We start from the raw sequence: 22,022 nt of genomic DNA, 5'->3' as shown, positions 1-22,022 counted from the left end.
CGGACGGCGGAAGGCGGCCAGCCATGGCCAGCGGTACGGAGCACCCGGGCGGCGCGCGGGCGGACCTGCAGGGGTACGTGACGGAGTTGGCCGGACCGCTGGTGCGGTACGCGAGCCCGGCCGGTGCGCGGATCCGGCTCGGCGTCAACACCGCCCACCACGACGACACCGCCGCCGACCTGGAGGGGTACGCCCGCCCGCTGTGGGGGCTGGCCCCGCTGGCGGCCGGCGGCGGTCACTTCGCGCACTGGGACCTGTGGGCCCGCGGGTTCGCGGCCGGCACAGACCCGGGGCACCCCGAGTTCTGGGGCACCCCGGACGGCATCGACCAGCGGACCGTCGAGACCGCCGCCCTCGGCTTCGCGCTGGCTCTCGTCCCCGAACGGCTCTGGGACCCGCTCACCGGCAAGGAACGCGACCGGGCCGCCGACTGGCTGGCGCGCTTCATCGACGCCCGCACCCCCGAGAACAACTGGAACTTCTTCCCCGTGATGATCAGCCTCGGCCTGGACCGGATCGGTTACGCCCACGACCGCGAGGCCCGCCACGCGCGTCTCGACCGGCTGGAGACGTATCTGCTCGGCGACGGCTGGTACGGCGACGGCGCCACCGAGCAGCGCGACTACTACATCCCCTGGGCGATGCACTTCTACGGCCTCATCTACGCGGCGCTGGCCGGCGCGCAGGACCCGGCCCGCGCGGAACGCTTCCGGCAGCGCGCCGCCGCGTTCGCGACCGGCTTCCGGCACTGGTTCGCCGACGACGGCTCCGCGGTGCCCTTCGGCCGCAGCCTCACCTACCGCTTCGCCCAGGGCGCCTTCTGGGGCGCGCTGCCGTACGCGGGCGTGGACGCGGTGCCGTACGGCGAGGTCAAGGGGCTGCTGCTGCGGCACCTCCGGTGGTGGCGGGCGCGCACCGCGCAGACCTCGCCGGACGGGCTGCTGACCATCGGATACGGCTATCCGCAGCCGGCGGTGGCCGAGCAGTACAACGGGCCGGCGTCGCCCTACTGGGCGCTCAAGGCGTTCCTGCCGCTGGCGCTGCCGGCGGAGCACGCCTTCTGGACCGCGCAGGAGGAGGGGCCGGCCGTGCGGTCGCCCGCCGTGCTGGAGCAGCCCGCGGCCGGTGCGGTGGTGATGCGCTCCGGCGGGGACGTGACGCTGCTCAGCGGGCGGCAGCGGAACATGTGGGCGCGGGGCGGGGCGGCCAAGTACGCGAAGTTCGCGTACTCCACCCGCTTCGGGTTCAGCCTTCCGGCGGGTGACGCGGGGCTCGCGCAGGGTGCGTACGACTCGATGCTGGCGGTCAGTGAGGACGGGACGCACTACCGGGTCCGTGAGGAGCCCGCCGACCCCGAGGTGCTGACCGGGGACGGCACGGTGCGCAGCGTCTGGCGCCCCTTCCCCGACGTCGAGATCATCACGTGGCTCACGGCGGCGCCTCCGTGGCACCTGCGCACCCACCACATCCGCACGGGCCGCGCCCTGCACGCCGCGGAGGCCGCGTTCGCCGTCCCCCGCGAGGGGGCCCGCCGTGCGGCGGAACCGGGCGCCGCGCACGCGGTCTCCGCCGCGGGCGACCTCTCCGGTCTCCGCGACCTCTCCGGCCTCCGCGAGTCCGATGTCATCGACCTCCTCCCCGGCACGAACGTCCTCTCCCCCCGCACCTGCCTCCCCCTCCTCTCAACAGACCTCCCCCCGGGCTCCCACTGGCTCCGCTGCGCAGTCCTCGGCGCGGCCCCCTCCCAGGCCCCCGCCTGGACCGAGGATCCCCCACCGTGGAGCTACTGAGGCCCCTGGCCGCCGACCCTCCACCACGACCCGCACACAGCCGGCAGTGACACCGGGCTTGGGTAGCGGTGGGTTTGGGTGGTGGTGGTTTCTGGTGGCAGTGGATTCCGGTGAGAGCCGATTCCGGCGGCGCCGGGTTCCGGCACCGGGTTTCGGTGGCAGCGGGCTTGGGCAGCGGCGAGCTTCTGGTGGCAGCCGATCGCGGTGGCAGGGACGCTTCCGTGGAGCGGCGGGGGCTGATGCCTCGCAGTCATCCGCAGTCATCCGCAGTCCTCCGCAGTCGGCGCACCGCGGTGGCCGCAACCGCTGTTCGGCGCAGCCGACGCCGAGGACTCGGCGGGGCTGGCCCCGCGGGGCCAGTTGGCGCGGGCCGGGGGCCCGGCGCCAGCCGGACGCCCCCGGCGGGGGCGGCCGGCGCGGGCCGGGGGCCGGCGGGGGCCGGGGGCCGGCGGGGGCCGGGGGCCGGCGGGGGCCGGGGGCCGGCGGGGGCCGGGGGCCGGCGGGGGCCGGGGGCCGGCGGGGGCCGGGGGGGGTGCGGCGGGTGAGCCGGTGACGCGCCCCCGCGGGGCAAACGCTAGCGTCGGGGTATGACTCAGACCCGCCCCGGCGCCATCGCCTCCGGCCTGGCAACCGTCGCAGACGACGGCACCGTACTCGACACCTGGTACCCCGCCCCGGAGCTCACCGACGAGCCCGGTCCCGCAGGGACCGAGCGGCTGTCCGCCGAGGAGGCCGCCAAGGCCCTCGGCGACGCCGCCCCGAAGGCCCTGGGTCCCGACCCGCGCCGCGGCGTCGAGATCATCGCGGTCCACACCGTCATCGGCTCGACCGACGACAAGCCGCTCGACGCGCACGACGCGTACCTGCGGCTGCACCTGCTCAGCCACCGCCTGGTCCGTCCCAACGAGCTGAACCTCGACGGCATCTTCGGCCTGCTGGCCAATGTCGCCTGGACCTCGCTGGGCCCCGTGCCGGTCCCCCGGCTGGAAGCGACCCGGCTGGCGGCCCGTGCGGAGGGCCTGCACCTCGGGGTGTACGGCATCGACAAGTTCCCCCGGATGACCGACTACGTCTCGCCGGCCGGCGTCCGTATCGCCGACGCCGGCCGGGTCCGCCTCGGCGCCCACCTCTCGGCCGGCACCACCGTGATGCACGAGGGCTTCTGCAACTTCAACGCCGGCACCCTGGGCACCTCCATGGTCGAGGGCCGCATCTCGCAGGGCGTGGTCATCGGTGACGGCTCCGACATCGGCGGCGGCGCCTCCATCATGGGCACCCTCTCCGGCGGCGGCACCCAGCGCGTCTCGGTCGGCGAACGCTGCCTGCTGGGCGCCGAGTCCGGCCTGGGCATCGCGCTGGGCGACGACTGCGTCGTCGAGGCGGGCCTCTACGTGACCGCCGGCACCCGCGTCACCCTCCCGGACGGCCAGATCGTCAAGGCCGTCGAACTCTCCGGCGCCGACAACCTCCTCTTCCGGCGGAACTCCACCACCGGCAAGGTCGAGGTGCTGCAGCGCACCGGTTCCTGGGGCGGCCTCAACTCCGTGCTGCACAGCCACAACTGACGCGGCCCCGGACACCGCCCCGTCCGACGCGGGGTGGACACCGCGCCCGGCCCCCTGCCACCGCCCGGTACGGCGGGGCGGGCCGGGCGCAGCCGCGTCCTCAGCGCCGAGCGGCCCCGCCGCGCAGCGACGCCAGTGCGGTGGGCCGGGGCGGGCCGGGGCGGGCCGCCCGCCGCGGGGCGATGCCGCGCTCGTTTCCGGTCCGCCGCTCCCGCGGAATGCCATCCTGGTCACAGGAACCGCGCCGCCGGGGGGAGAGCCGATCCATGACCGTGTTCGCCGCACTGCGCTCCGCCGAGTACGGATACGGATATCTGGACGAGGGCGGCCACGTCTACCTCGACCACACCGGCGCCGGCCTCGCCGCCCGCGCCCAGGTGCGGGCGCACGCCGACCGGATCGCGGCCGGCTGCTTCGGCAACCCGCACTCGGTCAGCCCCGCCTCCGCGGCCTCCGGCGCGCTGGTGGACAGCGCCCGGCGCCGCGTCCTGGACCACTTCCACGCCGATCCGGACGAGTACGCGGTGGTGTTCACCGCCAACGCCACCGGGGCGTGCCGGCTGGTCGGCGAGGCGTACCCGTTCCGCCCCGGCAGCCGGCTCGCCCTCACCCTCGACAACCACAACTCCGTCAACGGCCTGCGGGAGTACGCCAGAAGCCGCGGCGCCGGCACCGTCCTGGTGCCGCTGGAGGCGCCCCGCCTCGGTCTGGACGCCACCGCCATGCGGGCGGTGCTGGAAGGCGGCGGCACCGGCCTGCTGGCCTATCCCGCGCAGAGCAACTTCAGCGGGGTGCAGCACTCCCTGGAGTGGGTGGCGCTCGCCCGGGCGGCCGGCTGGGACGTGCTGCTCGACGCGGCCGCCTACGCCCCCGCCAACACCCTCGATCTGACCGCGGTGCGGCCGGACTTCGTCGCGGTGAGCTGGTACAAGGTCTTCGGCTACCCGACCGGCCTCGGCGCGCTGATCGCCCGCAGGGAATCCCTTGCCCGGCTGCGCCGCCCGTGGTTCTCCGGCGGCACCATCCATGTGGTCAGCGCCCAGGGCCAGTGGCACCACATGGCGGACGGCGAGGCCGCCTTCGAGGACGGCACCGTCAACTACCTCAGCATCCCGGACGTCGAGTGGGGTCTGGACTGGATACGGTCCGCGGCCGGCGGAGTCGACGCCATACACCGTCATGTGACCGCGCTGACGGCCGAGTTGCTGGCCGGCCTGGCCGCGCTGCGGCACACCGGCGGCAGCCCGCTGGTCCGGGTCTACGGCCCGCAGGACCCGGTGGGCCGCGGCGGCACCGTGGCGCTCAACCTCCTCGACCCTGCGGGCGGCGTCATCGACGAACGGATCGTCGCCCGGGACAGCGCGGCCCGCCGGATCTCGCTGCGCACCGGCTGTTTCTGCAACCCGGGGACCGGCGAGGCCGCGTTCGCCATCGACCGGGACGTGCTCGGCGGCGCGGTCCGCACCGCCACCGGCACCATCGACGACTACCTGGGCCGGCTCGGGCTGCCCTCCGGCGGCGCCGTCCGGGTCTCGCTCGGCATCTCCTCCAACCGGGCGGACATCGACGCCTTCCTCGCCTTCGTCGCCGAGACCTACGGCGACCGGGTCCCCGACCCGACGGGCCTCACCCCTCGGCTGGTGTGCTGACCGCCACGGCGGCGGCCGGGGCGCCGGACCGCACCTGCCGCGAAGGGCCGCCGACCGTACGGCACTTGGCGGCCAGCACCGCCCACGCCCCGGCCAGGAAGAGCAGGGTGAAGCCGGCCAGCAGCAGCCAGTTCACCCACGTCGCCCGCCCGAACGAGTCGCCGTAGGACGCCAGGAGCGGCGGCCCCAGCGGCGACGCCCCGTGCGCCCACAGCGCCGGCAGCCCGATGCCGGCGCCCAGCGCCTCGAACGCCCACCTGTTCGTCATCGCCGCGCTCAGCACCCGCCCGGCCCATGCCATCTGCGGCACGGGTACGAACGCACCGGAGAAGAGCACCTGCGGGAAGCAGAGCAGCGGCAGCATCAGCGTCGCCTGCCCCGGCTCGCGCACCGCCGCCGACGCCAGCAGACCGAGCGCCAGCGCCGCGGCGGACGCCAGCAGCACCGTGGTGAAGAGCGAACCGTAGGTGCCCCAGCCGGCCGCCGGCAGCCGGTCCAGGGCGCGCAGCACCACGAGCAGCAGGGCGTCGGCCGCCGCCAGCACCGGCATCAGCAGGGCCGCCTTCGACAGCAGATACGGGCCGAGCCGCAGCACGGTCAGCCGCTCGCGCCGTACGACCGGCAGTTCGGCGCAGATCTGCAGCAGTCCGTAGGTGAGGCCGAAGAAGAAGCCGCCGAAGGCGATCCAGAACAGGATCATCGCCGCGGAACCCGGGCTGGGCGCGGCCGGATCGAAGGCACCTGGCCGGAAGAGCAGCGCGAACATCGCCACGATGACCAGCGGCGAGCCGGCGACGACCGCTGCCGCCGGCCGGTTGCGCAGCAGCAGTTCGGCGCTGCGCCGGGTCAGCAGCCACCACTGGCCGAAGGGTCCGAGCGGCGAACCCGCCTCCGGGGCGGTCGTGCTGCGGGTCTCCTCGACCTGGTGGCCGGGCCCCGGCAGCGGGTCGGCCCGCCGGACTGCCGTCTCCTCGCCGGTCCGCTCGGCGCCGCGGGCCACCGCGCCGTACACCTCCTCCGGCGTCCCGACCCCGAAGGCCGCCGTCAGGCCGCCGGGTCCGCCGAGGTAGGCCGGGCGGCCGGCCGGGGAGAGGAAGAGCACCCGGTCGCAGCGGGCCAGATCGGCCGGGGCGTGGGTGGTGAGCACCACCGTCACCCCTTCGCGTGCCAAGTCCCGCAGGGTGCCCATGAGTTCGGCGCCGGTCGCCGGGTCGAGCCCGGTCGTCGGCTCGTCCAGGAAGAGCACCCGTGGCCGGGTCAGCAGCTCCACCGCGATGCAGGCACGGCGCCGCTCGCCCTCGCTGAGGGTCCGCAGCCGCTGCACTGCCCGCGCGGAGAGCCCCACCGCCGCGAGTGCGTCGTCCACCGCCGCGGCCAGCCGCACCGCGCCGGTCCTGGCCGGCATTCGCAGCCGGGCCGCGTAACCGAGCGCCCGGACCAGCGGCAGGTCCTCGTGCATGACGTTGCCGTGCGGGAGATAGCCCAGCGCGGGCCGCAGCAGGGCGGGTTCGGTGCCGTCGTGCCGGACCTCGCCGGCGCCGGGGGAGCGGAGCCCGGCCATCAGCTCCAGCAGGGTGGTCTTCCCCGAGCCGCTGGCGCCGGCCACCGCGAGCAGTTCGCCCGGCGCGACACTCAGCGTCACCCCCGCCAGCGTCTCCCGGGACCTGCCGCGGCTTCGCCGGCCCCCGCCCACCCGCTGCCCGACGCCGTCCACGTCGATCCGCAGCCCGTCCGCGCCCATGGCTCTCCCTCCCGAGCCCCTGGCTCGCCCGTTCCTGTGGGCCGTGTCCCGCCGTCCCCCGGCGGGACGGGCACCGGCCGCAGGCAGCGTACGCGGATCAGCCGAACAGCTCCGCCAGCCGCGCCATCTGCGCCGCGGTCTGGAACGCCCCGCCGCCCTCATGGCCGTTGTACTTCCAGACCCGGATGTCCTTGTCCGCCCCGGCCCAGTGGTTGTACGCGGCGAAGACCGTCGAGGGCGGGCAGGTCGCGTCCATCAGGGCCACCGAGAAGAGCGCGGGAGCGGTGGCGCGGGCCGCGAGGTTGACGCCGTCGAAGTAGTCCAGCACGTCGAACACCGCCTCCGCGCGGTGGCGTTGGGTGCGGCAGTAGGTGACAAGCTCCAGGTACGGGTGGTTGTCGGTGATCTCCACCGCGTGCCGGAAGTCGCACAGGAACGGCACGTCCACCATCGCCCCGGCCAGGCCCCGGGAGAGCGCGGCGGCGGCGATGGCGATACCGCCGCCCTGGCTGGCGCCGGCGACCGCGACCCGGTCGGGGTCGACCGCCGGGTGCGCACGGGCGGTGTCCACGGCGCGGGCGGCGTCGGTGAAGAGCCGCCGGTAGTAGTACGTCTCCGGCGAGCCGATGCCGCGGGTGAGGAAGCCGGGCGTACTGGGGTCACCGGCCGGCGCCGGGTCGGGGGTGACCGCGTGGGTGTACCCGCCGCTGCCCTGGCCGCGGCTGTCCATCACCAGGTGGGCGTAACCCGCCGCCGACCAGGTCAGATACTCGTGCGGCAGGCCGCGCCCGCCGTTGTACCCGATGTACTCCACCACGCACGGCAGCGGGCCCGCGGCGCCGCGCGGCAGGATCAGCCAGGCCCGGACCGGGTGGGCGTCGTAACCGGAGAAGGTGACGTCGAAGACCTCGACGGTCCGCAGCCCGGCGTCGTAAGGGGCGAAGACCGGGGGTACGGCCGCGGCACGTGCCTCGGCCAGGGTGCGGTCCCAGAAGGCGTCGAAGCCGGCGGGCTCGGAGCGGTCGGGGCGGTAGGAACGCAGTTGCGGCAGGGGGACGTCGACGAGCATGGCGGAACGGCCTCTTCTTCCTCGGTGTGCGCACGGGCCCCGCGGGATCCGGTCAGGTGCCGTACGGACCGCCGGGGCCGGCGGACGGGCCGACCACCGCGACGGTCTGCGGTGACCCCGGGTCCTGCGGTGGCCACGGGTGACGATAATGCGCCTTCGTGCGGCCGACAACGACGGGGTGACCGTCGGCCCGGGCCGCACGCGGGGTGAGCGGCGGGCGGGCGGGAGGGCGCGCAGGCAATACGCTGATGCCGTGCGTCCGGTCGGTGTGACGCCGGGCGCCGTCGCCGGGTCCGCCGACCCGTGCTCCGCCTTGCCGATGCGTCCGAATGGGAGTCCGTCCAATGTCCGCAAGTCCTCTCGTTCTGCCGCCGGTGCGGCTCCTGCCCGCGGACGAACTGGCCCGGCTGGCGCCGGCCGTACCGCTGCTGGACCGCGCCCTGCGGCTGGTGCGCTGGGCCGGCGAGGAGCGGCAGGTCGACGCGATGGGCGAACTCCTGGAGGCGGACCTGGTGGCCGCCGCCACCGAACTGGGTCTGGACGGCACCGAGGGCGAAGAAGGGCTCGGCGAGGTCGCGCAGGCGTGGGGCGCGGCCGTCGAGACCGGCCTGCTGCGGCTGGAGATCGAGGAAGGCGCCGAGGAGAGCACGCTGGTCGGTGAGGCGGCCGGCCGTGCGGTACGCGGTGAGGCGTACGAGGCGGTGGCCGCCGGCGACCCGCACGAGGTGCTGGACGCCTGGCTGGGCGCGGCGGAGTACGCGCTGGCCGACGCCGCCGCGCTCGACTACGAGGGCCTGCGCGAGGCCCTGGACGACGGCGACCGGTCGGCGCTTGACGAGGCGGACTGGGACCCGGAGCAGGAGGCGGAGTTCCTCGACACCGCCCTCGCCAACCTCTACGTGCTGATGGCGATGGACGGCGCCACCCCGGACAGTGACCAGGGCGGCGCCGTGCCGCTGCCGGTACTCGCCGCCTCGCTGGTGGTGCCGGACGAGATGGAACAGCCGAGCGACGCGGTCCTCCAGGAGGTGACCGAGGTGATGCTGCGGCTGGACGAGCACTTCCGGCTGCTGCTGCCGACCGGTCTGCTGGAGTACCAGCCGGTGGACGAGGCGCTGATCGAGGAGGAGAGCGAGCCGGAGTTCTCCCAGGCGGCGGCGGACGACCTCGACCCGGAGGAGATCTCGCGGTACGGGCTGGTCAAGCTCAGCCCGCTCGGTGTGTACGGCATGCGCGAGCGGCTCGCCGACGCCGGCGCCCACGCGCCCGCGGTCGGAGACCTGGCCGACGGCCCGGCGGTGGACCTGCTGGACGCGCTCACCGAGTACCCGGACCATGTGGCCCGCGCCGAGGCCGAGTTGTGGCTGGAAGGCCGTAAGCCCGCCGAGGCGGCGGCCGAACTGCTGGCGGCCGCGCGCGGTGACGACCCGGGCGCACCCGGCCGGCGGCTGATCTGCCAGCAGACCCTCGCCCTGCTCGGCGCCGAGGCGGAACCCGCGCTGCGTGACGTGCTCGACGACCCCGAACTCGGCGGCCTGGCGAGGGTCTGGCTCACCGAACGCGGCGCCGCCGACGTCCCGCCGCCCAGCGCCGCCATGGTCTTCTGGCTCACCATCGACACGCTGGCCGCCCAGCTCTCCGCGGACGACGACGCCGAACTCCTCGGCGAGCTGATCCGCGACCTGGTGGCCCGGCACGACGGTTTCTTCGACGCCGCCTGGCGCGTCGACCACCCCGCCACCGCCGATGTCCTGGAGGCCATGGGCCGGCTGCACCCGGACCGCAAGATCGCCAAGGACGCCCGCAAGGCGGCGTTCAAGGCGCGGTCCAGGGAAGGCGCGGCGGGCTGAGCGAGGCCCGGCACGTGGCGCCGGCCGGTCCGGGGAGCACCGGCCCGGGGATGACGACGGCCGCCCCGGTGGGCACCGGGGCAGCCGGATCGTTTCTGCGGACCCCGGGTCAGCAGCCGCTGAGTATCGAGGAGAGCGCCGACTTCTCCGCGCTGTCCACGCTCAGCCCGTAGTAGTGCTTCACCTGCACCCAGGCCCGCGCGTAGGTGCACTGGTACGACGCCCGGGGGAGCCACTCCGCCGGGTCGTCGTCGCCCTTGGAGCGGTTGGAGGAGGCCGACACCGCGACCAGCTGCGGCCGGGTGGTGTCATTGGCGAACGACTGCCGCTGCGCGGTGGTCCAGGCCCAGGCGCCCGACGCCCACGCCTCGGCGAGCGGTACCAGGTGGTCGATGTCGAACGTCGACGGGTCGGTGGTGGTGGCGCCGTCGTAGACGCTGCTCCAGTGGCCCGAAGTGGCCTTGCACGCGCTGTCGGTGACCACGCTCGTGCCGTCGCGCTTGATCACGTACTCGCGGGTGTCGCAGGTGCCGGAGATGGTGATCCAGGTCGGGAAGAGGTCACGGTCGTAGGTGGAGGAGTGCGTCTCGGTGGTCGCCGTCATGCCGGAGAGGTAACTGCGGGCGGTGGAGGCGGCGATGGGGGTGGGCAGCGCCGCCTGGGCGGTGCCGCCGGAGACGAACAGGGCGGTCGCGGCGAGGAGTACGGATCCGGCGGCGGCGCAGATACCGTGCAGGAGACGGGTTTTGGGCATGACGGAGCGCTCCCGTGGCTGGGGGACGATGGCGTGCGGACGGTGCCATCACAGGGTCCCGGGCCCGGGTCTATGCGGGTAGACGGTCAGCGGTAAATTTTAGGTGACCATGACATGTGCGAGACGCACGCAGTGCATGGGGAAAGGCCCCCGCCCGGAACGGACGGGAGCCTTTCAGCGGGCCGGCCGGCCGGCGTGAGGTCAGAGCGCGGCGGCTCCCGGCTTCTCCAGCGCCCGCGCGGTCCGCGCGTCCAGGAACTCGCCGAGCGCCGTCATCTCCCACTCGCCGGAGAACTGCTTGACCATCTTCGCCATCAGAACTCCGGTGCGGGCCTCGCCCTTGGAGAGTTCGAAGCGGACCAACTCCTCGCCGGTGGTCTCGTCCAGCAGCCGGCAGTACGCGCTCTTGACCTTGTTGAACTTCTGCCCGGAGAAGGAGTTGACGGTGAAGACCAGGCCGGTGACCTCGGCAGGCAGCCCGCTCAGATGGACGGTGATCGCCTCGTCGTCGCCCGAGCCCTTGCCGGTGAGGTTGTCGCCGTGGTGCTGGATCGCCCCGTTCAGCACCATCAGCTTGCCGAAGTAGCACGTCGCGATGGGGTTGCGCTGCGGGCCGTAAGCGATCACGGACGCGTCCAGGTCGATGTTCCGGCCGCCGAAGGCGGGCTCCCAGCCGAGGCCCATCCGGACCGAGGAGAGCAGCGGCTTGCCCGCCTTGACCAGCGAGACCGTCTCGTTCTTGCGGAGGCTGACCCGGCCCTTGTCCAGATTGATCCGGCCGGGCGCGGCAGCGGGCGCCGGCGGTACGGGCGGAGCGGGCGGCGCGGCCGGGGGTGCGGCGGGCGGCGGCGGCAGGTGGGTGGCGGCCGGGCCGGTCGGCGGCTTGGCGTAGGCCGGCGGTACGGGGGCCGCGGCCGGTGCGGCGGCCACCTGCGGAGCCGGGGCCGCGGGCTCGTCCACATGCACCCCGAAGTCGGTGGCGATACCGGCGAGTCCGTCGGCGTAACCCTGGCCGACCGCCCGCACTTTCCACGCGCCGCCCCGCCGGTAGACCTCCATGATCACCAGCGCGGTCTCGGGGCCGAGACCGGTCGGGGCGAAGGTGGCGATCTCGGTGCCGTCGTCCGCGCCGCGCACGGTGGCGGTCGGGGTGACACCGGCGAACGGGCCGCCGCCGTCCAGGCTCGCGGTCACCACGATCTTCTCCACGTCGGCGGGAACGGCACCGGTGTCCACGGTGATCCCGTCCGGCCCCGAGCCATTGCCCGAGCGGTACGTCACGCCCGCGCCCTGCGGCTGGTTGTAGAAGACGAAGTCGTCGTCCGAGCGGACCTTGCCGCCCGCGCCCAGCAGCAGCCCGGACACATCCAGCCGGACGGCGGCTGCGACCTCCACGGTCACCCGGGAGGCGGCGAGCGGCACATTCGAGCCAGGCGTCATAGCGTTCATGCCCCGGTAACGACCGACTCAGCTTTGCGGTTCCATTACCCGCGCACCCGGGGGACCGCTGTTTCCGCCGGCAGCGCGAGGCCGTCGGCGGAGCCCGGCGGCAGCGCGAAAGCCGAGGCCACCTCCGGTGCGGTGACGGCCAGTCCGAGCAGCGCGCACACCGTCCGGGTGGTCAGCGCGTGCCACAGTGCCGCGTGCCGCAGCATCCCGTGGTCCCCGCCGGCCAGTTCGTAGCGGCAGACCTGGGCGCCCGCCGCCCGCGCCTGTACGGCCGCCTGCATCGACTCGTCCGGGGCCGTCACCCGGTCGGCGAGCGCGTGCACGAACACCAGCCGGACGCCGGCCAGTCCGCCCACTGGCTCCCCGGTGGGCCACCACGTCCCGAGCGCGACCACCCCGGCCACGGTGCCCGCGCCGGCCGGGCCGCGCGGCTCTCCGCCCGCCGGGCCGCCGCCCGCGCCGTCCTGCGGCCCGGCGGGCTCACCGACCGCGACGGCCGGCCCGCCGGTACGGCCCGCCGCCCCGGCCGCACCGCCGGCCGCCTCGTTCACCCCCCACGCGCCCGCCGCCCGCAGCGCCGCCCGCGCGCCCATCGAGTGGCCGACCAGGACGACGGGGCCGCCCCCGGTGAGCCGGGAGAGTTCTCCGACCGCCGCCACCGCGTCACGGGCGGCGTCCGCGCGCTCGCCGTTCCAGCCGCGGTGCCGGTAACGCGCCTCGGCCAGGGCGATCGGGAGATCGCGGGTCGCGGCGGCGAGCGCCGTCACGAACGGGCGCATCCGCAGGGCCGCGAGATCGAGCAGCGCCGGGCGCCGCAGGCCGTGTTCGCGGCCACCGGGCAGCACCAGCACCCCCGCGGTCGCCCGCGGCGGCAGCCGCCGTACCACCAGCCGTCCACCGTCACCCATCCCGGCGTCTCCTTCCCCGGCCCGCCCGGCCGGCTGCCCCACGGGGCCAGTGGAACGTCGCAGCACGAGCCCAGTAGAACAGAGCCGCCCGTGCCCCCGCGCGCCCCGCGTGCGGGTGGCGTAAGGGGATTGCCGCATATGCCGGGACAGGCACTTCCCGTACGCTCGGCGCGACATCATCTGTGGGTGGGCGGCCGCAAGCTGGAGGATGAGGGAGTTGGCACAGAACGGCCCGGCGGGGACCGGGCTCGACGGCCCGGCCCAGGCCGGCCTTCCGGCAGGGGAGCCGCAGGCCCGGGTGCCGCACGCGCGCGACCCCAGGGGGGTACCGGACATCAGGGCCGCGCGCGGTCAGGACGGCTCGCAGACGGTCCTGCTGGTCGAGGACGACGAGGGTGACGCGCTGCTCGTCGAGGAGTACCTCGGCGACGCGCCGAACGCACCGCGGCTGACGCGGGCCCGCAACCTCGCGGAGGCGGTGAAGCTGCTCACCGGGGGGCCCGCCCCCGACTGCGTGCTGCTCGATCTGCACCTGCCCGACGCCTTCGGGGTGGACGCGGTCACCCGGCTGCTGCGCGACGCCCCCGGCGCACCCGTGGTGGTGCTGACCGGACTCTCCGAGGAGGACGCCGGCCTGGCCGCGGTCGCGGCCGGCGCCCACGAGTACCTCTCCAAGAGCTCGCTCGACCCGCAGTCCCTGGACCGTGCCATCCGCTACGCCGTCCAGCGCAAGCAGATCGAGCGGGCCACCGTCGCCCTGCGGGAGAGCCGGCTGCGGGCCGAGGAGAACGCCCGGCTGGAACGCGGTCTGCTGCCGGTGCCGCTGCTGCGGACCGACGACCTCCAGGTGACCACCCGCTACCTGCCCGGCCGCGACCTCGCGCTGCTCGGCGGGGACTTCTACGACGTGGTGCAGACCGAGGACGGCACCGTGCACGTCGTCATAGGCGACGTCTCGGGACACGGCGCCGCCGAAGCCGCGCTGGGGGTGTGCCTGCGGGTCGCCTGGCGCTCCTTCGTACTGGCCGGTACCGGCACCGCCGAGCGGACCGGGCTGCTGGAACAGATGCTGGTCGCCGAGCGCGCCGCCACCGACGTCTTCGCCACCGTCACCGAGCTGGAGTTCCCGCCGGACCGCCGCTCGGTGCGGGTGGTGCGGGCCGGACACCCGGGGCTGCTGCTGCGCCGCGGCGGCACCGTGGAGTGGTACGAGCCCGAGGGCGGCCCGGCGCTCGGCCTGCTGCCGGGCGGCGCGGTCTGGCCGGTGACCTCGCTGCCGCTGGACGGCGCGGCGCTGGTGCTCTTCACCGACGGTCTGTTCGAGTGGCGGTTCGGCGGCGGCCCGGAGCGGCTGGGCGAGGAGGGTCTGCTGGCGCTCGCCCGCCGGCATGCCGCGCTGTCGCCGGACGACTTCGTCGATGCCCTGATCAGCGCCGCCGAGACGGCCACCGCCGACCACGGCGGCCTCGCCGACGACGCGGCCGTCGTGCATGTCGGATGGAATACCGGACAAGACAGTGGATGGAAGCCGGAAACGTGACCCGGAGCAACACCTTGACCCAGGACCTGACGGCCCCCGCGAAAGCCCGGGCCAGACTGCGCGGCCGGGCGACCGTCCAGGTCTGGTTCAACCTGGTGCTCGCCCTGATGGTGCTGCTGGTGGTGGTCTTCGCGGTGATCGGGGCCCGGCTGCTGGCCCGCAACTCCCAGATATCCGACGACCTCTCCGGCCGGGTGCAGCCCGCCCGGGTCGAGGGGGTGCGGCTGCAGTCCGCACTGCTCGACCAGGAGACCGGCGTCCGCGGCTACGTCCTCACCCACGACGAGCAGTTCCTCGCGCCGTACACCCAAGGTCTCGCCGACGAGCAGCGCACCGCCGCCCGGCTGCGCCCGCTGATCAGCGACAACAAGCGTGCCACCGCCGACCTCAAGGCACTCCAGGACGCCGCCGCGCAGTGGCGCACCGACTACGCGAGGCCGCTGGTCCAGCACGCCCGGCAGGGCCTGCCGACCGCCACCGACAGCGATCTGCTCGACGGCAGCCGGCACGCCTTCGACCGGATCCGGGCGCTGTACGCGGCCGAGGACGCGCATCTGCTGGCCGACCGGCAGCACAGCCAGCGGCAGTTGCGGCACATCGAGGGCCAGCGCGACGCGGTGTTCCTGGCGATGCTCGCCTGCTTCCTGCTGGCCGCGCTGGTACTGGCGCTGCTGCTCCGGCAGAGCGTCGGCCGGCCGCTGAACCGGCTGCGGGAGGGCGCGCTGCGGGTGGCGGACGGCGACTTCGAGGGCCGGATCACCCCGGCGGGACCGGCCGATCTGCGGATACTCGCCGAGACCGTGGAGGCGATGCGCGACCGGCTGGCCGGGGCGCTCGGCGAGGCGCACGAGCAGCGCGGGCGGCTGTCGGTGCAGGCCGCGGAGCTGACCTCGCAGGCCGAGGAGCTGCGCCGGTCCAACGCCGAGCTGGAGCAGTTCGCCTACGTGGCCTCGCACGATCTGCAGGAGCCGCTGCGCAAGGTCGCCTCCTTCTGCCAGCTGCTGGAGAAGCGCTACCGCGACAAGCTGGACGAACGCGGCGTGCAGTACATCGACTTCGCGGTGGACGGCGCCAAGCGGATGCAGGTGCTCATCACCGACCTGCTGGCCTTCTCCCGGGTCGGCCGCACCTTCGACGGCCGGCTGCCGGTACGGCTGGACACGGCGCTGGACGCCGCACTGGCCAATCTGGCCGGCGCCCTGGAGGAGTCCGGCGCGCAGGTGCGCCGCCCGGACGCGCTGCCGGAGGTGACCGGTGACGTGACGCTGCTCACCATGGTGTGGCAGAACCTGATCGGGAACGCGCTGAAGTTCCACTCCCCGGACCGCCCGCCGGTGATCACCGTGACGAGCGGCACCGGTCCTGACGGGATGTACACCTTCGGCGTCGCCGACAACGGCATCGGCATCCCGGCGGAGTTCGCCGAGAAGGTCTTCGTGATCTTCCAGCGGCTGCACAGCCGCGACGTGTACGAGGGCACCGGGATCGGCCTGGCCATGTGCCGGAAGATCGTCGAACACCACGGTGGCAGAATTTCGGTCGACACCGGCTTCACCGAAGGCACCCGGATCCGCTTCACCCTGCCGGCCCCGGCGGCATCCGGGGACGCCGGGGACGCCGGGGAAGGCGCGGTCAAGACCCTGCCCGGCGACGTACCGACACCCACCGAGGGAGCGCAGCCCGCATGACCGACTCCGTACAGCCGATCTCCGTCCTGCTGGTCGAGGACGACGCGGGCGACGAGCTGATGACCCGGGAGGCGTTCGAGGACAACAAGATCCGCAACGACCTCTTCGTGGTGCGCGACGGCGAGGAGGCGCTGGACTACCTCTACCGCCGCGGCGCGCACATCGACGCGGTACGGCCCGACCTGATCCTGCTCGACCTCAACCTGCCCAAGTACGACGGCCGGCAGGTGCTGGAGCGGATCAAGGGCGACCCGGAGCTCGCGGCCATACCGGTGGTGATCCTCACCACCTCCTCCGCCGAGGAGGACATCGTGCGCAGCTACAAGCTGCACGCCAACGCGTACGTCACCAAGCCGGTGGACCTGACGCAGTTCATCCGGGCGGTCCGGCAGATCGACGACTTCTTCGTCTCGGTGGTCCGGCTGCCCGGCCGCTGAGCCGGCTCAGATCTCCCACTGCGGCGGGTCGGTGCAGAAGGCGCCGCCCAGGTTGGCGTGGGCCGGGTTCGCCGGGTCCAGCTCGCCCTGCTCGGCGATCAGCGCGGCGGCGAAGGGCTCGGAGTCGTCCTGCGGCTCGTAGCCCAGCGCCCGCGCGGGCGCCAGGTCCCACCAGAGCCGGGTGTTGGCGGAACTGCCGTACACCACGGTGTGCCCGGACACACCGGCGCTGAGCGCGGCGTGGAAGAGCCGGGCGCCGTCGGCCGGGCTCATCCACACCGACAGCATCCGCACGGTGCTCGGCGCGGGGAAGCAGGAGCCGATCCGGACCGAGACGGTGTCGATGCCGTGCAGGTCGGCGTAGAGCTGGGCCAGGTCCTCGCCGAAGCACTTGGACAGGCCGTAGTAGGTGTCCGGGCGGCGCGGGGTGGTGACCGGGATCAGCGGGTCGTCGCCCTGCGGGCGGGGGGTGAAGCCGACCGCGTGGTTGCTGGAGGCGAAGACGACCCGGCGCACGCCCTCGGCGCGGACCGCCTCGTAGAGGTTGTAGGTGCCTTCGATGTTGGCGCGCAGGATGCGGTCGAAGGAGGACTCCTTCGAGATGCCGGCCAGGTGCAGCACCGCGTCCACGCCCCGGACCGCCTCGCGCAGCGCGTCCTGGTCGGCGAGGTCGGCGGTGATCACCCGCTCGACGCCGGGCCCGTCCGCGACCGGCCGCATGTCGAGCAGCCGCAGCCGGTAGCCGTGGGCGGGGAGCAGATCACGCATCAGGGTGCCGAGGCCGCCGGCGGCTCCGGTGAGCAGGATGGTTCGGGGAGCGGACATGCGGGCGGGTCTCCTCGGTCTCACCGGCCGCGGGCCGCCCGTGCGGGACGGGCCGCCGCGGCCGTGCGCGGGCGAACGACAGCGTCGAGTATATCCATGGACGTAGTTCATGTACGTAGACGACTCGGCGCTCGTGGCGTCTCTTCGGAGCGGGCCCTGCGAGGCTCTACCGGCCTGCTCGTCGGCTTGACCGCCGCTGGGGGCCTCGCTTAGCGTGGCAGCGTTCACGAATATAGACATAAGTCAGATGAGCGCACACCCTCTGGGGGGACCCGATGACCTCACCCTCACCCTCACCCGCACTCGCCGACCGCCTCGACGGCCTGCTCTTCTTCCCGGTGACCGCCTACGGCCCGGACGGCGGCCTCGACCTCGACGCCTTCCGTGCCCATGTGCGGGCCGGGGTGGACGCCGGAGCCGCCGCGGTCTTCGCCTGCTGCGGCACGGGTGAGTTCCACGCGCTGACACCCGAGGAGTTCGCCGCCTGCGTCGCCGCCGCCGTCGAGGAGACGGCCGGCCGGGTGCCGGTGGTGGCAGGCGCCGGCTACGGCACCGCGCTCGCCCTGCGGTACGCGGAACTCGCCGAGCAGGCAGGCGCCGACGGCCTGCTCGCCATGCCGCCCTACCTCGTCGTCGCCGACCAGGAGGGCCTGCTGCGGCACTACACGGCGCTGGCCGCGGGCACCTCCCTCGACGTCATCGTCTACCAGCGGGACAACGCCGTCTTCACCCCGCAGACGGTCGTCCGGCTCGCCCAGGTGCCCAACATCATCGGCCTCAAGGACGGTTACGGCGACCTCGACCTGATGCAGCGGATCATCAGCGCGGTCCGCACCGACCTGCCGGGCCAGGACTTCCGCTACTTCAACGGCCTGCCCACCGCGGAACTCACCGGCCTGGCCTACCGCGGCATCGGCGTGACGCTCTACTCCTCCGCGGTCTTCGCCTTCTCGCCCGAGATCGCGCTCGCCTTCCACCGGGCCCTCACCACCGGCGACGACCCCCTGGTCAACAAGCTGCTCGACGGCTTCTACCGGCCGCTGGTCGACCTCCGCAACCAGGGACGCGGTTACGCGGTGTCGCTGGTGAAGGCGGGCGTACGGCTGCGCGGGCTGGACGTCGGCGAGGTCCGCCCGCCCCTGTCGGAACCGTCACCCGCGCACATCAAGGAGCTCGGCGACCTCATCGAGCGGGGCCTGGCCCTGCTCACCCCCGCCCCCGGCGCCAACTGACCCGCGACAGAAGGCCGACCGCCCCGTGAAGACCTCCGCCTTCCTCTACCCGTGGGACGTCGTGGGCGACCCGGAAGCCGCCGCCCGCGTGGCTGGCCTCGGCGTCCAGCAGGTGACCCTCGCCTCGGCGTACCACTCCACCCGGGCGCTCACCCCGCGCCATCCCCGGCACCGCGTCGTCACCGCGGAGCACGCCGCCGTCCTCTACCCGCCGGACGAACACCGCTGGCAGGGGCGGGAGTTGCGGCCGTATCCGGCGGGCCGGTGGGCCGCCGCCGAGGACGCGTACCAGGTCGCCGCCGACGCGCTGGCCGCCGCGGGCCTTGAGGTGCACACCTGGGTGGTGCTCGCCCACAACTCCCGTCTCGGCGCCGAGCATCCGCACACCTCGGTGGTCAACGCCTATGGCGACCAGTACCCGTGGGCGCCGTGCATCGCCCGGCCCGACGTCCGCCGCTACCTGGTCGACCTCGCCGCCGAAGCGGCGGTACGGCCCGGCGCGGCCGGTACCGAACTGGAGTCCCTCGGCTGGTACGGCCTGGCCCATCTGCACGCCCACGACAAGACCGCCGGGGTGCCGCTCGGCGACGCGGCCCAGTACCTGATGTCGCTCTGCTTCTGCGGCCACTGCCGCGACGGCTACGCGGAGTTCGGCGCCGACCCCGGCGAACTGGCCGCCGCGGTGCGCCGCGCGCTGGTCCCGGTCTGGGCCGGCGACGCCACCGGACCGGCCGGACTGCCCGGTATCGCCCGGCTCCTCGGCGAGGAACTCACCGTCCTCAGCCTCGACTGGCGGCTGCACACCGCCCGTCTGCTCCAGGAACAGGCCGTCGCGGCGGTCCGGGCCGCCGCCCCGGCCGGCTTCCAGGTGCTGATGCACGCCGACCCGGCCGCGTACCGCTGCGGCGCCAACGCCGGTGTGGACCCCCGGCACATCCTCGGCCACACCGACGGCCTGGTGCTGCCCTGCACCGGCGGCCCCCAGGCGCGCGAGGCGATGCTCGGCCCGACCGCCCCGCACCGCGGCCCGCACACCGTGCTCGCCGCCAACTTCACCGTGGTCGGCGGCATGGGCGGCAGCCCGGGCACCCTCGCCGCGGACGCGGCACACGCCGCCTCGCTGGGCGCCAACGAACTGCGGCTCTACCACGCCGGGTTGGCGTCCGACGCGGATCTGGCCGCGGTACGCGGAGCGCTGCGCCGGAACTGATCCGGCCAGGACGGTGCCGGGGCGCGGCGATCATGGGGGTATCGCCGCGCCCCGGAGCTGCGCCGGCCGTACGGCCGGGAGAGCCGTGCGCACCCCCGCGCACCCACGCCGTCGCCGGGACGCGAGAGGTCGCCGTGGTGACGCGAATATTTCCGGGAAGCGGCCGGGAAGGTCCAGCCCTGTGACGCAACCGGCCGGACAGCGCCCCGCGAACGGCTCAGAACCCACTGGTGGCGGGCGCCCGGAGCGGCCTTCCCGGTGCCCGCCACCGCGCACCCGGTCCTGGTGCCGCCACTTCGGCGCAGCCGCGTCCGCCGCGTCCGCCGCGGGATCGTCCGCCGTGTCCGCCCCGCCGGTCGGCGGCTCGGCGCGGCGGGCGGGCCCGGCGTAAGGGCGTGCGGAGAACGCGTGGCACGCGACGCCGTCGTCGCCGTCGGTGGCGGCTGTCCCCACGGTCACCTCTTCCTGCCCGGACGTCCCCGCCACGGCGCGGCGAGAGCGTAGCAGTGGCGAAAGCCGCTGGGCAGAGGTCGGAAGCGGCTGATCCACGCCGCCCGCGGGATGCCCGTGCCACCGGCAAGAGCACCCGGCGGAATCAGCCCGGCAGGCAGAATCAGTCCGGCAGCCGGACGCAGCGCTGTGCCCGGGTGATGATCTCCAGGTCGAACTCACCGGTCGACGTCTCCGGGCGGGACTCCAGCAACTGCCGGATCCGGCCGAGGACTTCCTCCCGCTCGGCGGGTTCCAGCACCAGGATGTGGGAGTGGGTCGCCACCGTCGCGATCAGGGAGTCGACGGTACGGCGCTGGCGGTGCGGGAAGTCGGCACGCTCAAGGGGGGAACAGGCGGGGTGCGGTTCGATCCGGCGGGTCGGCGACCAGTCGATGAAGGAGATCCGGCTGCCGGCGATCCGCCCGAACTCGGCGATCCAGTCGATCCGGTCGTCATCGGTGTTCCACAGCGCCGCCAGCGCACCACCGGGCCGCAGCACCCGGGCGATCTCCGGCAGCGCCCGCTCCTGGTCGAACCAGTGGAACGCCTGCCCGGCCAGTACCGCGTCCACCGAGGCGTCCGGCAGCGGGATCCGCTCGGCGCCGCCGGCCAGGGCGGTGGCCTGCGGCACCTGGGTCCGCAGCACGGCCCGCATGGCGTCGTCGGGTTCCACCGCGGTCACCCGGTGACCGAGGGCCACCAGGGAGGCGGAGAGCTTTCCGGTGCCGGCGCCGAGGTCGAGCACGTCGAGCGCCGCGCCGGGGGCGGCCTGCGCGGGAGCCAGCGCCCATGCCACGGCCGCGTCCGGGTAGTCCGGCCGGTGTTCGGCGTACGCGGCGGCCACCGGCCCGAAGGACGCGGCGCGGCGGGCGAAGAGCTCCGGGTCGTAGGGCTGGTCGCGGTCTGCCGGGGAAGCTCCATGAGTGGTCATACCTATGACCATATGCCGGGGTGGCCGGGGGCGGCACGGGCCGGCGACCCCGTGTGCGGCCCTGCCCGCGGGCCCCGCCGCCCGGCGGACGGACGGCGCTGTGGGCCGGACGCGCCCTCAGAGGCGCCGGGTCGCCATCAGCAGCCGGTCCCGGGCGTCGAAGAGGGTGTCCTTGATCATCTGCTCGTGCCCCTCGGTGAGCCGGGCCACCGGTACCGAGCAGCTCACCGCGTCCCGCGCCGGGGTGCGGTACGGGATCGCGATGCCGAAGCAGCGCAGGCCCAGGGTGTTCTCCTCGCGGTCCACCGCGTACCCCTGCTCGCGGATCTGTGCCAGCTCCTCGATCAGCTTCTCGCGGTCGGTGTGGGTGTGTTCGGTGAGCGGCTCCAGCGTCGCCGGCAGCAGCTTGCGCACCTGCTCGTCGGTGTACGTCGCCAGCAGTGCCTTGCCGAGCGAGGTCGAGTGCGCGGGCAGCCGGCGGCCGACCCGGGTGAACGGCCGCAGGTAGTGCTGCGACTGCCGGGTGGCCAGGTACACCACGCTGGTGCCGTCGAGCCGGGCCAGGTGGATGGTCTCGCTGGTGTCGTCCGACAGCCGGTCCAGCGTGGGCCGGGCGGCGGCCACCACCTCGTCACCGTCGATGTAGGAGGTGCCGACCAGCAGCGCGCGCACCCCGATGCCGTAGCGGGTGCCGGTGGCGTCGGTCTCGATCCAGCCGAGTTCGACCAGGGTGCGCAGCAGCATGTAGAGGCTGGACTTGGGGTAGCCGACCGACTCCTGCACCGCGGCCAGGCTGTGCATACCGGGGCTGCCCGCGAAGAACTCCAGCAGTTCGACCGTGCGGACAGCGGACTTGACCTGGGAACCCGCTTGCTCGGCAGCAGCCATTCGC

General features: G+C 74.3%; 17 protein-coding genes. 9 read left to right on the top strand and 8 right to left on the bottom strand.

Going from position 1 to position 22,022, the window contains the following annotated elements; all coding sequences use genetic code 11:
- Positions 1–23: 23 nt before the first annotated feature.
- From OG552_RS07820 to OG552_RS07810, 3 genes are all read left to right on the top strand, one after another.
- Complete coding sequence (locus tag OG552_RS07820) at positions 24–1,790, top strand: DUF2264 domain-containing protein (RefSeq protein WP_329130626.1); 1,767 nt, start codon at positions 24–26, stop codon at positions 1,788–1,790.
- A gap of 587 nt (positions 1,791–2,377) precedes the next feature.
- Complete coding sequence (gene dapD, locus OG552_RS07815) at positions 2,378–3,355, top strand: 2,3,4,5-tetrahydropyridine-2,6-dicarboxylate N-succinyltransferase (RefSeq protein WP_329130624.1); 978 nt, start codon at positions 2,378–2,380, stop codon at positions 3,353–3,355.
- 266 nt (positions 3,356–3,621) lie between these two features.
- A complete protein-coding gene (locus OG552_RS07810) occupies positions 3,622–5,004 on the top strand; it encodes an aminotransferase class V-fold PLP-dependent enzyme (protein WP_329130622.1) in 1,383 nt (460 codons plus the stop codon).
- On the opposite strand, the gene OG552_RS07805 is transcribed toward OG552_RS07810, so the two are convergent.
- Together OG552_RS07805 and OG552_RS07800 are read right to left on the bottom strand one after the other, a co-directional pair.
- On the bottom strand, positions 4,982–6,745 hold the full coding sequence (locus tag OG552_RS07805; RefSeq protein WP_329130620.1) for an ATP-binding cassette domain-containing protein: 1,764 nt from the start codon (positions 6,743–6,745) through the stop codon (positions 4,982–4,984). The genes OG552_RS07810 and OG552_RS07805 overlap by 23 nt on opposite strands.
- 97 nt (positions 6,746–6,842) lie before the next feature.
- Positions 6,843–7,814, bottom strand: a complete 972-nt coding sequence (locus OG552_RS07800; protein ID WP_329130618.1) for an acetylxylan esterase — start codon at positions 7,812–7,814, stop codon at positions 6,843–6,845.
- Between the two features lie 344 nt (positions 7,815–8,158).
- Between OG552_RS07800 and OG552_RS07795 the strand changes: the two genes are divergently transcribed.
- A complete protein-coding gene (locus OG552_RS07795; RefSeq protein ID WP_329130615.1) occupies positions 8,159–9,664 on the top strand; it encodes a hypothetical protein in 1,506 nt (501 codons plus the stop codon).
- A 109-nt stretch (positions 9,665–9,773) separates the two neighbouring features.
- Here the strand turns inward: OG552_RS07795 and OG552_RS07790 are convergent, their stop codons facing one another.
- From OG552_RS07790 to OG552_RS07780, 3 genes are all read right to left on the bottom strand, one after another.
- The gene (locus OG552_RS07790) at positions 9,774–10,418 is read right to left on the bottom strand and encodes an HNH endonuclease family protein (protein WP_329130613.1); all 645 of its coding nucleotides are present in this window, start codon (positions 10,416–10,418) and stop codon (positions 9,774–9,776) included.
- Between the two features lie 201 nt (positions 10,419–10,619).
- Positions 10,620–11,858: a TerD family protein gene (locus OG552_RS07785; RefSeq protein ID WP_329130611.1), complete on the bottom strand. Its 1,239-nt coding sequence runs from the start codon at positions 11,856–11,858 to the stop codon at positions 10,620–10,622.
- A 44-nt stretch (positions 11,859–11,902) separates the two neighbouring features.
- Positions 11,903–12,775 (bottom strand): alpha/beta hydrolase, encoded by an 873-nt coding sequence (locus OG552_RS07780; RefSeq protein WP_329130609.1) that lies wholly within the window; start codon positions 12,773–12,775, stop codon positions 11,903–11,905.
- 334 nt (positions 12,776–13,109) lie between these two features.
- Between OG552_RS07780 and OG552_RS07775 the strand changes: the two genes are divergently transcribed.
- The 3 genes from OG552_RS07775 to OG552_RS07765 are packed head-to-tail and all read left to right on the top strand — an operon-like array spanning position 13,110 to position 16,440.
- Positions 13,110–14,315, top strand: coding sequence for a PP2C family protein-serine/threonine phosphatase (locus OG552_RS07775; RefSeq protein WP_329140632.1), 1,206 nt, complete (start codon positions 13,110–13,112; stop codon positions 14,313–14,315).
- Complete coding sequence (locus tag OG552_RS07770) at positions 14,297–16,003, top strand: sensor histidine kinase (RefSeq protein WP_329130607.1); 1,707 nt, start codon at positions 14,297–14,299, stop codon at positions 16,001–16,003. The genes OG552_RS07775 and OG552_RS07770 overlap by 19 nt, the downstream gene beginning before the upstream one ends.
- Positions 16,000–16,440, top strand: coding sequence for a response regulator (locus OG552_RS07765; RefSeq protein ID WP_329130605.1), 441 nt, complete (start codon positions 16,000–16,002; stop codon positions 16,438–16,440). Before OG552_RS07770 ends, OG552_RS07765 begins: the two co-directional genes overlap by 4 nt.
- A gap of 6 nt (positions 16,441–16,446) precedes the next feature.
- Here the strand turns inward: OG552_RS07765 and OG552_RS07760 are convergent, their stop codons facing one another.
- Positions 16,447–17,265, bottom strand: a complete 819-nt coding sequence (locus OG552_RS07760) for an NAD-dependent epimerase/dehydratase family protein (RefSeq protein ID WP_329130603.1) — start codon at positions 17,263–17,265, stop codon at positions 16,447–16,449.
- A gap of 275 nt (positions 17,266–17,540) precedes the next feature.
- On the opposite strand from OG552_RS07760, the gene OG552_RS07755 reads away from it, so the two are divergent.
- Entirely contained in the window at positions 17,541–18,497 is a 957-nt protein-coding gene (locus OG552_RS07755) for a 5-dehydro-4-deoxyglucarate dehydratase (RefSeq protein WP_329130601.1), read from the top strand.
- A 25-nt stretch (positions 18,498–18,522) separates the two neighbouring features.
- Entirely contained in the window at positions 18,523–19,707 is a 1,185-nt protein-coding gene (locus tag OG552_RS07750; RefSeq protein WP_329130599.1) for a hypothetical protein, read from the top strand.
- A 613-nt stretch (positions 19,708–20,320) separates the two neighbouring features.
- On the opposite strand, the gene OG552_RS07745 is transcribed toward OG552_RS07750, so the two are convergent.
- Both OG552_RS07745 and OG552_RS07740 read right to left on the bottom strand, forming a co-directional pair.
- Positions 20,321–21,130: a class I SAM-dependent methyltransferase gene (locus tag OG552_RS07745; RefSeq protein ID WP_329130597.1), complete on the bottom strand. Its 810-nt coding sequence runs from the start codon at positions 21,128–21,130 to the stop codon at positions 20,321–20,323.
- A gap of 117 nt (positions 21,131–21,247) precedes the next feature.
- Positions 21,248–22,018, bottom strand: coding sequence for an IclR family transcriptional regulator (locus tag OG552_RS07740; RefSeq protein ID WP_329130595.1), 771 nt, complete (start codon positions 22,016–22,018; stop codon positions 21,248–21,250).
- Between the last annotated feature and the right edge of the window lie 4 nt (positions 22,019–22,022).

The sequence above is a fragment of the Streptomyces sp. NBC_01476 genome, from assembly GCF_036227265.1.
In the GTDB taxonomy this organism is placed as follows: domain Bacteria; phylum Actinomycetota; class Actinomycetes; order Streptomycetales; family Streptomycetaceae; genus Actinacidiphila.
This window is presented reverse-complemented; position numbering and strand designations above follow the sequence as displayed.

Excerpts from the sequence above, each read along its gene's own strand:
- OG552_RS07820 (WP_329130626.1), top strand. The coding sequence starts at position 24 with ATGGCCAGCGGTACGGAGCACCCGGGCGGCGCGCGGGCGGACCTGCAG.
- dapD (WP_329130624.1), top strand. The coding sequence starts at position 2,378 with ATGACTCAGACCCGCCCCGGCGCCATCGCCTCCGGCCTGGCAACCGTC.
- OG552_RS07810 (WP_329130622.1), top strand. The coding sequence starts at position 3,622 with ATGACCGTGTTCGCCGCACTGCGCTCCGCCGAGTACGGATACGGATAT.
- OG552_RS07805 (WP_329130620.1), bottom strand. The coding sequence starts at position 6,745 with ATGGGCGCGGACGGGCTGCGGATCGACGTGGACGGCGTCGGGCAGCGG.
- OG552_RS07800 (WP_329130618.1), bottom strand. The coding sequence starts at position 7,814 with ATGCTCGTCGACGTCCCCCTGCCGCAACTGCGTTCCTACCGCCCCGAC.
- OG552_RS07795 (WP_329130615.1), top strand. The coding sequence starts at position 8,159 with ATGTCCGCAAGTCCTCTCGTTCTGCCGCCGGTGCGGCTCCTGCCCGCG.
- OG552_RS07790 (WP_329130613.1), bottom strand. The coding sequence starts at position 10,418 with ATGCCCAAAACCCGTCTCCTGCACGGTATCTGCGCCGCCGCCGGATCC.
- OG552_RS07785 (WP_329130611.1), bottom strand. The coding sequence starts at position 11,858 with ATGACGCCTGGCTCGAATGTGCCGCTCGCCGCCTCCCGGGTGACCGTG.
- OG552_RS07780 (WP_329130609.1), bottom strand. The coding sequence starts at position 12,775 with ATGGGTGACGGTGGACGGCTGGTGGTACGGCGGCTGCCGCCGCGGGCG.
- OG552_RS07770 (WP_329130607.1), top strand. The coding sequence starts at position 14,297 with ATGGAAGCCGGAAACGTGACCCGGAGCAACACCTTGACCCAGGACCTG.
- OG552_RS07765 (WP_329130605.1), top strand. The coding sequence starts at position 16,000 with ATGACCGACTCCGTACAGCCGATCTCCGTCCTGCTGGTCGAGGACGAC.
- OG552_RS07760 (WP_329130603.1), bottom strand. The coding sequence starts at position 17,265 with ATGTCCGCTCCCCGAACCATCCTGCTCACCGGAGCCGCCGGCGGCCTC.
- OG552_RS07755 (WP_329130601.1), top strand. The coding sequence starts at position 17,541 with ATGACCTCACCCTCACCCTCACCCGCACTCGCCGACCGCCTCGACGGC.
- OG552_RS07745 (WP_329130597.1), bottom strand. The coding sequence starts at position 21,130 with ATGACCACTCATGGAGCTTCCCCGGCAGACCGCGACCAGCCCTACGAC.
- OG552_RS07740 (WP_329130595.1), bottom strand. The coding sequence starts at position 22,018 with ATGGCTGCTGCCGAGCAAGCGGGTTCCCAGGTCAAGTCCGCTGTCCGC.